The 9,739-nt window shown below is 43.0% G+C and carries 9 protein-coding genes and 3 pseudogenes; 11 read left to right on the plus strand and 1 reads right to left on the minus strand.

Features of this window, described 5'->3' with window-relative positions; all coding sequences use genetic code 11:
- The 11 genes and pseudogenes from Q0296_RS01985 to Q0296_RS02035 form a co-directional block, all read left to right on the plus strand.
- Positions 1-186: pseudogene (locus Q0296_RS01985) on the plus strand (hypothetical protein); the annotation flags it as partial.
- Positions 183-806: an HAD family hydrolase gene (locus Q0296_RS01990; protein ID WP_298035991.1), complete on the plus strand. Its 624-nt coding sequence runs from the start codon at positions 183-185 to the stop codon at positions 804-806. The pseudogene Q0296_RS01985 and the gene Q0296_RS01990, both read left to right, overlap by 4 nt.
- A gap of 48 nt (positions 807-854) precedes the next feature.
- On the plus strand, positions 855-1,109 hold the full coding sequence (locus Q0296_RS01995; protein WP_148785404.1) for a DUF2018 family protein: 255 nt from the start codon (positions 855-857) through the stop codon (positions 1,107-1,109).
- Positions 1,102-1,533 (plus strand): hypothetical protein, encoded by a 432-nt coding sequence (locus Q0296_RS02000; protein WP_298035993.1) that lies wholly within the window; start codon positions 1,102-1,104, stop codon positions 1,531-1,533. The genes Q0296_RS01995 and Q0296_RS02000 overlap by 8 nt, the downstream gene beginning before the upstream one ends.
- 10 nt (positions 1,534-1,543) lie before the next feature.
- Positions 1,544-2,437 carry a polyprenyl synthetase family protein gene (locus Q0296_RS02005; RefSeq protein WP_298035995.1) on the plus strand — a complete coding sequence of 298 codons (894 nt, stop codon included), beginning with the start codon at positions 1,544-1,546 and terminating at the stop codon, positions 2,435-2,437.
- Positions 2,437-3,720: a glutamyl-tRNA reductase gene (hemA, locus tag Q0296_RS02010; protein WP_103621341.1), complete on the plus strand. Its 1,284-nt coding sequence runs from the start codon at positions 2,437-2,439 to the stop codon at positions 3,718-3,720. The genes Q0296_RS02005 and hemA overlap by 1 nt, the downstream gene beginning before the upstream one ends.
- Entirely contained in the window at positions 3,710-5,410 is a 1,701-nt protein-coding gene (locus tag Q0296_RS02015; protein ID WP_298035998.1) for a proline--tRNA ligase, read from the plus strand. Before hemA ends, Q0296_RS02015 begins: the two co-directional genes overlap by 11 nt.
- On the plus strand, positions 5,407-5,838 hold the full coding sequence (locus Q0296_RS02020; RefSeq protein WP_298036000.1) for an FxsA family protein: 432 nt from the start codon (positions 5,407-5,409) through the stop codon (positions 5,836-5,838). Before Q0296_RS02015 ends, Q0296_RS02020 begins: the two co-directional genes overlap by 4 nt.
- Positions 5,839-5,846: 8 nt before the next feature.
- Positions 5,847-6,782, plus strand: a complete 936-nt coding sequence (gene hemC, locus Q0296_RS02025; protein WP_298036002.1) for a hydroxymethylbilane synthase — start codon at positions 5,847-5,849, stop codon at positions 6,780-6,782.
- Positions 6,779-7,501, plus strand: coding sequence for a hypothetical protein (locus Q0296_RS02030; RefSeq protein WP_298036004.1), 723 nt, complete (start codon positions 6,779-6,781; stop codon positions 7,499-7,501). The genes hemC and Q0296_RS02030 overlap by 4 nt, the downstream gene beginning before the upstream one ends.
- Positions 7,502-7,785: 284 nt before the next feature.
- A pseudogene (locus tag Q0296_RS02035) lies at positions 7,786-8,808 on the plus strand (UbiD family decarboxylase); the annotation flags it as partial.
- 19 nt (positions 8,809-8,827) lie between these two features.
- Here Q0296_RS02035 and Q0296_RS02040 read toward each other — a convergent pair.
- Positions 8,828-9,739: pseudogene (locus Q0296_RS02040) on the minus strand (UbiD family decarboxylase domain-containing protein); the annotation flags it as partial.

Raw genomic sequence — 9,739 nt, forward strand, 5'->3', positions numbered from 1 at the left:
GAAAAAGTAGAGGCTGTTTATCTTGATCAGCCATACTCAAAGGCGCTAGAAAATTTTATAAATTTGCTTATCAAAAATGCCCCAAAAGATGAGCTTTTAAAGGCGGCAAATCTCCTTGATAAGCTAAAAAATCAAAAGACATATAAAAAAGAAAAGCATAAAAATAAATTTAAGGATGAGGATTGAAAGTAGTTATTTTTGATATGGACGGCACAGTGATCGATAGCGGCGAGGCGATATATAAAACGGTAAATGAAGTAAGGGGCGAGCTAAGCTTAGCGCCACTTGATAAAGAATTTATCATAAAAGCGATCAACGAACCAGGTAGAAATTTAGCCCTTGAGTTTTACGGCATCGACACGCCAAGCAAGAGCTTAAAAGAGGGTTTTGAAGAGAAATTTAAGAAATTTTACGATGAGTGCGCGATTACCTATGATGGCGTGAGAGAGCTTTTGCAAAAGTGCAAAGAGGCTAAATTTAAGGTCGTTTTGGCAAGTAACGCCCCGCACGATACGCTAGAGAAAATTTTAAAGAAAAATGAAATTTATGAGCTATTTGACGAGGTCATCGGTGCTAGCAAGGAGATACCGCAAAAGCCAGATCCTGCGATGCTTCATTTGGCTGTTCAAAAAACTGGAGCCAGCAAGGCGATCTTTGTCGGAGATAGCCTAAAAGACGAGCTGGCGGCTAAAAACGCAAATATGCCTTATGTGCAAGTTTGCTGGGGATTTGGCGAGGAGAGCAAAACTGCGACTTATAATGCTAAAAATGTCAGCGAAGCGTGGGAGATAATATTAAATTTCTAACTTAGTTTTAATTGGCTATAATCTTAAGAAATTTTCAAAGAAACAGCGATGATAGATATATTTGAGGGCAGTGCGAGGGATAAATTTTATGACATTTTGTTTAACGCAAATGCCATTTTGGTTAAAAACGAGATAGATAAAATTTTTGAGAAATTTGTAGCTATGAGTGAGCTTTGCGAGAAGCATGGCGTTAGCGAAGATGAGATCAGAAATTTTATTTTCAGCGAACAAGATAAAATTTATAACGGAGTAAATGACCTATATATCGAGCTTAGCGGAGAAATTTTAAGCCAAAATGAGTAGAATTTCTGCGCTCATAGCCTTGTTGGCCGCTCTTGTTTTTGCAAAAGAGCCAAATTTTGACCCAAATTCGGTGCATACATTTGAGCTTAAAAAAGATGAGTGGGCACGGGTCTTTATAACCGAGAAAAAAACTCAAAAAGTTGAAACATTTGACTTTCGTTGGACGCTATTTGATAGCACAAATATCACTGTGCAAAGTTTTTTTAGGCGCTATCCAAGGCAGATGGTCTTTTCGCTAAGACAAGGACAAAACACCTATATGCAGCGAGTTTTGCCTGACTTTACTATGCCGCCAAACGAGAGTGTGAGCCTTTATATATCATTTATTGATTTTAGGGACAAAAAGGCGCATTTTAGGGTGGCGCTGCTAGATGAGAGCAAGCGTGTGGATGTGGGTTTTAGAGATCCGCACGAGGATAAATAGAAGGATAAAAATGGATAAAATCGATGAAATAATGACTAAATTTATAAGCGAGCTTGGCTACGAAGAGGCCTGTGAGATGTTTGTAAAAATAAGCTCAGGCAAGAAGCTGCGCTCAAAACTTCTATTAAAAATCGCAGGCGAGAGTGAAATTTCACTTAAACTCTGCGCTATCATCGAGCTCATCCACCTTGCAAGCTTGCTTCACGACGACGTCATAGACGAGGCAAATATAAGACGCGGCAAGCCAAGTATAAACGCGCTTTTTGGCAGTAAAAACTCAGTCATGCTAGGTGACATTCTCTACTCAAAGGCTTATTTTGAGCTTACAAAATTTGATCCAAGCATCGCAGCTGTCGTTTCAGACGCGGTCAGCAAACTAAGCATCGGCGAGATGATGGATGTGAAAATGGCTGAAAATTTTAACGAAAACGAGCAAGAATATCTAAAGATGATTTATTATAAAACAGCTGTTCTGATAGAAGCTACGGCTATTTGCGGGGCAAAGCTAGCTGGCAAAGATAGTGAGAAATTTGGAATTTATGGCAAAAATTTAGGTCTTGCATTTCAGATCGTTGATGATATCTTAGACATAACTCAAGATGAAAAAACGCTTGGCAAACCAGCGCTTAACGACTTTGTCGAGGGCAAAACGACACTTCCTTACATATATCTTTATAAGAGCCTAGATGAGGCTAGCAAAACAAAGCTTAGATCACTTTGGGCAAAGAAGTTAAACGCGGACGAAATTTCGTGGCTAAAAGAAAATTTTGATAAAACTAGCTCACTTAGCAAGGCTATAAATGAAGCCAAAAGGCTTGGAGCTGAGGCGATAGAAGCGATAAAAGAGTATAAAAACGCCGAGCTTGAAGGGATCATAAAAAGCATGATAGATAGGGAATTTTGATGCACTATTTAGACATAAGTTTTACATATAAAAATACTGATATTTCGGTCAGAGAAAAGCTTGCATTTGATAGTGACGAGAAAAAAGAGCAAATTTTAAAGCTGATAAACTCAAACAAAAACATAAAAGAGAGCATGGTGCTAAACACCTGCAACCGCGTCGAGATCATAGCTAGCGTGGAGGATGTAAAGGCTGCCACTGCTCATATCATCAGGTGTATGTCGATATTTTCAGGCGTTTTTGAAGATGAGCTTTATGAGAGAGCTGACATCTACGAGAACAGCGGTGCCGCCCACCACCTATTTGCTGTGGCAAGCTCGCTTGATAGCCTAGTCGTTGGTGAGACGCAGATCGTTGGCCAGCTAAAAAATGCCTTTAAATTTGCTTATGACAACAACTCATGTGGCGAAGACATCAGCAAGATCATACACTACGCATGTAAGTGCGCTGCTAAAGTAAGAAACGAAACTCAAATTTCTAAAAACCCAATCTCAGTTTCAAGCGTCGCCGTAGCAAAAGCAAAAGAAATTTTTGGCACGCTTGAGGGCAAAACGGCTATCGTCGTGGGCGCTGGCGAGATGGGCGAGCTAGCAGCAAAGCACCTCATATCAAGTGGCGCAGAGGTGATCATTATAAACAGAAGCTCCGAGCGCGTTGAGCAGTTAGTTGATAGCTTAGGAGATAGCGCGAGCTGGGATAGCATATTAAAACTAAAAGAATACGTAAATAACTACGATCTCATCTTTTCAAGCACTGCAGCTCCACACGCCATCATCACAGGCGAGATCATCGAGCCAAGAGAATTTCACAGATACTTTTTTGATATCGCCGTGCCAAGGGACATCGATCTTTTAAACACGGAGCTGATCAGCGTCTATACGGTCGATAGCTTAGAGGAGATCGTGCGTAAAAATTTAGCCCTCAGAGAGGAGCAGGCGCAAAAGGCCTACTCGATCGTCGGTCAAGATACGAGCGAGTTTTTAAAGACTTTAAAAGAAGATATGAGCGTGCCTCTTATAAAATCAATCCGCAAGCAGGCTGAAATTTGCGCGAAAAATGAGCTAGAAAAGGCGATGAAAAAGGGCTATTTAAAACATAGCGATTATGATGAGGCACAAAAGCTCATTCATCAAGTCTTTAAAGCCTTTTTGCACCAGCCAACGATGAAGCTAAAAGGGCTTGCAGACGAGGAGAGAGCGAGCGAGCTTTCAAACGGAGTTAAATTTTTATTTGACATAAAAGATGAACAAAATTTTCAAGCAGGAGATATAGATGAAATTTAGTAAATTTTACGCCCCAACGACCAAAGAAGCGCCAAAAGATGCATCTTTACCAAGCCATCAGTTTTTGATAAGAGGTGGCTTTGTCGAGCAGATCGGCTCTGGACTTTACAACTATCTGCCGCTTGGAAAGATCATGCACGATAAAATTTCACGCGTGGTGAAAGAGGAGATGAACGAGGCTGGAGCGCTAGAGGTGAGCTTTAGTGTGGTCACTTCAGGCGAGCTATGGAAGCAAAGTGGCCGATACAATGTCTTTGGCAAGGAGCTTTTGCGCTTTAAAGATAGAAAAGAAAATGACTTTGTCATAAGCCCGACAAATGAAGAGGCAGCCGTTGCTTTGGTGCGTGGCAAGGTGACTAGCTACAAGCAGCTGCCGCTAAATTTATACCAGATAAACACCAAATTTCGTGACGAGGCAAGACCACGCTTTGGCTTGCTAAGAGGGCGAGAATTTACGATGAAAGATGGTTATAGCTTTCACTCAAGCAAAGAGGATCTTAAGCGTGAGTTTGACCTTATGGAGGCAACTTATAGTAAGATTTTTACCCGCTTGGGACTAAATTTTAGAGCCGTAGAGGCTGATAGCGGAGCCATAGGAGGAAGTGGCAGTAAAGAGTTTATGGTGCTTGCAAGTAATGGCGAGGACGACATACTTTGCTGTGAGGCTTGCAGATACGCTGCAAACGTCGAGGCGGCAAGACGCAAACCAAGAGTTAGCGAGGCTGAAGCGCCAGAGGCAGACGCGGCTAAATTTCTAACGCCAAATGCAAAAACGATAAAAGATGTCGCTGAGTTTTTCAAAGTTAGCGAGTTTTACTGCATAAAAGCTGTTATGAAAAAGGCGATCTACGAGGAGAAAGAGGAGGTTGTGGTCTTTTTTGTAAGGGGCGATGACGAGCTTCAAGAGACAAAGGCACAAAACGCTTGCAAGGCGCTTGAGCTAGTAGATGCCAGCGAGGATGACGTGGCTAAAGCTGGGCTTGTGGCTGGATTTTGCGGGCCAGTTGGGCTAAAAGATGTGAAATTTTTTATAGATAACGAGCTAAGGGGTGCAAATAACATGATATGCGGCGCTAACGAGAAGGACTATCACTTTGTTGGCGTTAGTGTTAGCGGATTTAACGAGGAGAGATTTAAAGACCTTGTAAAGGTAAAAGAGGGCGATAAATGCCCAGTTTGCGGCGGAAATTTAAAACTTAGCAAAGGCATAGAAGTTGGTCATATCTTTCAGCTAGGCGATAAATATTCAGCTGCGATGAATGCGACATATCTTGATGAAAACGGCAAGGCAAAGCCATTTTTGATGGGCTGCTACGGCATCGGCATCAGCAGGCTTATCGCTGTGATGATAGAAGCTAGCCACGATGAGAGGGGCTGCATCTGGAAAAAAGAGTGCGCGCCGTTTGATGTGGAGATCATCATCTCAAATTTAAAAGATGAAGCGGGCGTGAAATTTGCATTTGAGCTTTATGAGAGCCTTAAAAAAGCTGGCGTTAGCGTCATAATCGATGATAGAAACGAGAGATTTGGCGTTAAGATGAATGATTTTGAACTTATCGGCTTTCCTTATGCGCTACTTGTTGGTAAAGAATTTGCAAATGGCAAGGTCGAGTTTATCACAAGAGATGGGCTAAGCAAAGAGGCGATAGAGGCAAACGACGCCTTTAGAAAGATAAAAGAAAGCTTATGAGATTTTTTGCATTTTTGTTTTTTTTGATAGAAGCGGTCTTTATCTATCTTTTTGTTGATAAATTTGGCTTTTTGAACTACTTTCTTGAGGTGCTGGTCTCTGGATTTGTTGGTATCGCACTTCTTTTTAATGCTGGATTTTCTAGCTTAAATTCGCCTCAAGTGGCGCTTAAAAGCTTTCTTGGCGGAAATTTATTTAGCCAGCTAGGACTTAGCTTTGGCGGAGCGCTGCTCTTTTTGCCAGGGATTTTGACAGATATTTTTGGTATCGCCGTGGTCGTTTTTTCTTTAGTGTTTAAGAAAGATGCAGCGAAAAATGAGAGCTATCAGGAGTTTAAATTTCAAAACTTTAGCGAGCAGCGCAGTAAAAAAGATGAGGGCGAGATCATCGACGTTGAGGTCATCGAAGAGCCAAAAAGAGTAAATTAGGAGAGATGATGAAAGAGATAAAAATAGCAACTAGAAAGAGCATCTTAGCGCTTTGGCAAAGCGAGCATATCAAGGCTAGGATCGAGGCGCAGCACAAGGGCGTGAAGGTCGTGCTTGAGGGCATGAAGACAAAGGGCGATGTGATACTTGACACGCCACTTGCCAAGATCGGCGGCAAAGGGCTTTTTACAAAAGAGCTTGAAGATAGCATGCTAAAAGGCGAGACCGACATCGCCGTGCATAGCCTAAAAGACGTGCCAGTAGTCTTTCCAGAAGGACTTAAACTAGCGGCCATTTGCTCACGTGAGGACACGAGAGATGCGATGATAAGTGAGAAATTTGCTAAATTTAGCGACCTACCGCACGGCGCAAAGGTTGGCACAACGAGCCTACGCCGTAAGATGCAGCTACTTATCATGAGACCTGATCTTGAGATCATCTCGCTTCGTGGAAACGTGCAAACACGCCTACGCAAGCTAAAAGAGGGCGAATTTGATGCGATCATTTTGGCGATGGCTGGAATAAACCGCCTAAATATCAAGGCTGAAGTGGCACACATCTACACATTTGGCTTTGACGAGATGATACCTGCGATGGGGCAGGGCGCTCTTGGCGTCGAGGCTAGAGATGAGAAGCAAATTTTAGAGCAGATTGACTTTCTAAACGACGAAAATGCAGTTATAGAAACGACCATAGAGCGTGACTTCGTAAGCGTTTTGGAGGGTGGCTGCCAAGTGCCAATAGGCATAAGTGCAAGGCTAAAATGCGATAAAATTTCTATCGATGCGATCGTTGGCCTGCCTGATGGAAGCGAGTTTATAAAAGATAGCTTAAAGACTAACAAAGATAAATTTAAAAGTGTCGGCAAAGAGTTAGCGTATAAATTTATAGAAAAAGGGGCGAGAGAGCTTTTAAAACGCGCTGAAGAGATGGCGAATATATGAGAAAAGCGCTTATTTTAGCGTTTTTGATGTCCGAGCTTTTTGCGCAGGTAGATTTAGAGCTTATTTATTCGCTCTTTACCGATAAAAATTTCGATAAAAACGTCTATTTTAAGGGTGAGATGCGAGATCGCTTAAAAAATAATTTTTACTCATCCGACAAATTTGACGAAATAAAAGTCACCAAACTCGGCAGGAGTAGCGAATTTAGTGGGATATTTCGCGTTTGGCTCACTTCTAAAAACGACGCATACCTTGATCTATACATTTTTGCTAAAGAAGACGGTATTTATGCGCTCAGATCGCTCGCGCAAACCAGCATCATAGAGGCGATGATAAATGGCTATGAGGTTGCGAGCGAGGCGGAAAAGGCGCAACTTAGAGCAATGGGCGTGGATATAGAAAATTTAAGGTTGATTTTGGCAAGTGATAATGCATTGCTAAAATTCGGACGCGAAAACGAGGCAAAATTTGAAGAGCTGTTTGCGCTATATCAAAAGGATGAAGTGGCGGCAAACGAAGTCGTAAAGCGATTACATCTATCTCATGCGGCGTACGACGGTGGAGTTTTTGAGGTGATCATAGGTGGCGTAACGGATAATGTAGTGGGTTTTATGCGCGTGGAAAACGAATCTAATCTGCCGCAGATGAGTCCGAGCGAGTTTATAATGTTAGAACGGCTCTCTGCAAACTCAAAATGGTATCTTTTTAAGACGACTTAGACAGATATAGGATAACTAGGCCGGCTTGCAACTTTTTGCTTGTCTTAACGCTGTAAATTTAGCGTCGCACGCTTTTGGTTAGGGGTTGTAAGAGATTAAATTTTTGCGAAGCCGGCAATTAAATTAGCGTATCCGCCAAAACCGATAATTTTTATGATTTTACTAATTTTTCGGCAGTTAAAGCTGTGTTTTTGGCTCAAAATGTTTGCAAATTTGACTCAAAACGCAGTTAAAATTTTAGCTTTGAAAACGGCTTGTTCGGATATAAATTATGAAGGAAAAATATGGACTACATCAAGCTTTTAAAAGATAACGGCCTACTTAGAGTGATCGAGGAGCCAGTAGATATCGACCTAGAGATCGCGCACGCTAGCTACATCGAGGTCAAGCGCGAGGGCTCACAAGCACTACTTTTTACAAATCCAGTCTGCAAAAAAACTGGGCGTAAATTTGCCCCGGTGCTTACAAATATCTACGGTTCAAAAAGGGCGCTTGAGCTGATATTTGGCGTGGGGCCTGATGAGATCGCAGCTGAGATAGAGAAGCTCTTAAAGCCCAAAAAACCTGAGAATTTCAAAGAAAAGCTTGACTTTTTGGCCTATCTTTTTAGCATGAGAAAGATTTTTACTAAAAGGCTAAAGGGTGAGGGTGAGTGCCAGCAGGTCAAATTTATAGGCGAGCAGGCCGATCTTTTGAGCCTGCCTGCGCTAAAGACCTGGCCGCACGACGGAGGCGCTTTTGTCACGATGGGGCAGGTCTATACGCAAAGTCTTGATGGCGCACTGCAAAATTTAGGTATGTATAGACTGCAAATTTATGATAAAAATCGCCTTGGAATGCACTGGCAGATCCACAAAGACGGCGCAAATTTCTTTCACGAGTACAAGCGCGCAGGTCGTAAGATGCCAGTCTCTGTGGCGATCGGCGGCGATCCGCTTTATATCTGGTGCGCTCAAGCGCCACTGCCAAAGGGCGTCTTTGAGCTGCTACTTTACGGCTTCATCCGCAAAGAGCCAGCCAAGCTTGTAAAGTCGCTCACTAATGAAATTTACGTTCCGCAAGACGCAGACTACGTGATAGAGGGCTTTGTCGATACGACTAAGAGCGAGCTTGAAGGGCCATTTGGCGATCACACCGGCTTTTACACGCCGATCGAGCCATTTCCAGTGATGGAGGTCACGGCGATAACAAGCAAGCAAGACCCTATCTTTCACGCGACCGTGGTTGGCAAGCCGCCGCTTGAAGATAAGTATATGGGGTGGGCTACTGAGCGCATTTTCTTGCCGCTTTTACGCACGAGCGTGCCAAATCCACTAGGCTACAACTCTACCCAAATATCTCAAATTTATGAAACAGCTCCGGCTCATCTTTCACTACGCCGCGTTTAACAAGGCTAGCCACCACTTCACGCTCGCAGTCTGTTTGCATAGGCCAGCCACGAGTATATCCCTCTAGCTCACTCTTGCTAGTCGCATCCACGCAGAAAATTTCGCCATCTATGTAGATATCTCGCAAGGCATCGATGTTATTTGTCACGCGCCAAAGCAGCATATATGGATTTTCTAGGTAGTTTTGCATATCGACTACGACTAGAAGCTTGAAAAATTCTTTAAAGACTAAAAGCTTTTTAAATAGCTCTTTTACAGGGCGATCTTTTTCAAATTTCACCACACAAATAGGCGTTTTACTCTCTTTTTTAAACTGCCTAAGCTCCCTGACATTTGGCGAAACGCTTTGAAATTTAGCCAAAAGCTCATCGTCGCTTAAAACTACAGGGCTAAATTTACAAAAGTCCTGTGTCGCGTCGATGCCTAGCTTGCCGCCAAAGCACGAGTTTGGACTAGCGTGATCGAGTTGGTCGCACACGCCTTGACTTATCAGCACACTCTCACTACCAAAGCGATCAAGCACAAAGTCCGCAAATTTGTCGTATTCTGCTAGCTCTGGTGCATCGTTATCCACAAAGATCGCATGCTTTACAAAGCTCATCTGCCCAACTCCCCAAAATGCGTGCATCGCCTGCTTTGCGTGCGCTGGATAAAGAGCGTTGATCTTGGCTAGGATAAGGTTATGAAAGACGCCATTTTCAGGCATATTGTAGTCTAGTAGCTCTGGCACGCTCGTGCGTAAAAGTGGTAAGAAAATGCGCTCAGTCGCCCAGCCCATGTACTTATCCTCAAGCGGCGGCTTGCCAACCACGGTCGCATGAAATACGGGCTCTTGCTTGCTAGTTATTGC

The sequence above is a fragment of the uncultured Campylobacter sp. genome (assembly GCF_937890585.1).
Taxonomy (GTDB): Bacteria; Campylobacterota; Campylobacteria; order Campylobacterales; family Campylobacteraceae; genus Campylobacter_A.

What these genes read in the sequence shown, in the direction of transcription:
- Q0296_RS01995 (WP_148785404.1), top strand. Translation starts at nt 855, where the DNA reads ATGATAGATATATTTGAGGGCAGTGCGAGGGATAAATTTTATGACATT.
- Q0296_RS02030 (WP_298036004.1), top strand. Translation starts at nt 6,779, where the DNA reads ATGAGAAAAGCGCTTATTTTAGCGTTTTTGATGTCCGAGCTTTTTGCG.
- hemC (WP_298036002.1), top strand. Translation starts at nt 5,847, where the DNA reads ATGAAAGAGATAAAAATAGCAACTAGAAAGAGCATCTTAGCGCTTTGG.
- Q0296_RS02000 (WP_298035993.1), top strand. Translation starts at nt 1,102, where the DNA reads ATGAGTAGAATTTCTGCGCTCATAGCCTTGTTGGCCGCTCTTGTTTTT.
- hemA (WP_103621341.1), top strand. Translation starts at nt 2,437, where the DNA reads ATGCACTATTTAGACATAAGTTTTACATATAAAAATACTGATATTTCG.
- Q0296_RS02020 (WP_298036000.1), top strand. Translation starts at nt 5,407, where the DNA reads ATGAGATTTTTTGCATTTTTGTTTTTTTTGATAGAAGCGGTCTTTATC.
- Q0296_RS02005 (WP_298035995.1), top strand. Translation starts at nt 1,544, where the DNA reads ATGGATAAAATCGATGAAATAATGACTAAATTTATAAGCGAGCTTGGC.
- Q0296_RS02015 (WP_298035998.1), top strand. Translation starts at nt 3,710, where the DNA reads ATGAAATTTAGTAAATTTTACGCCCCAACGACCAAAGAAGCGCCAAAA.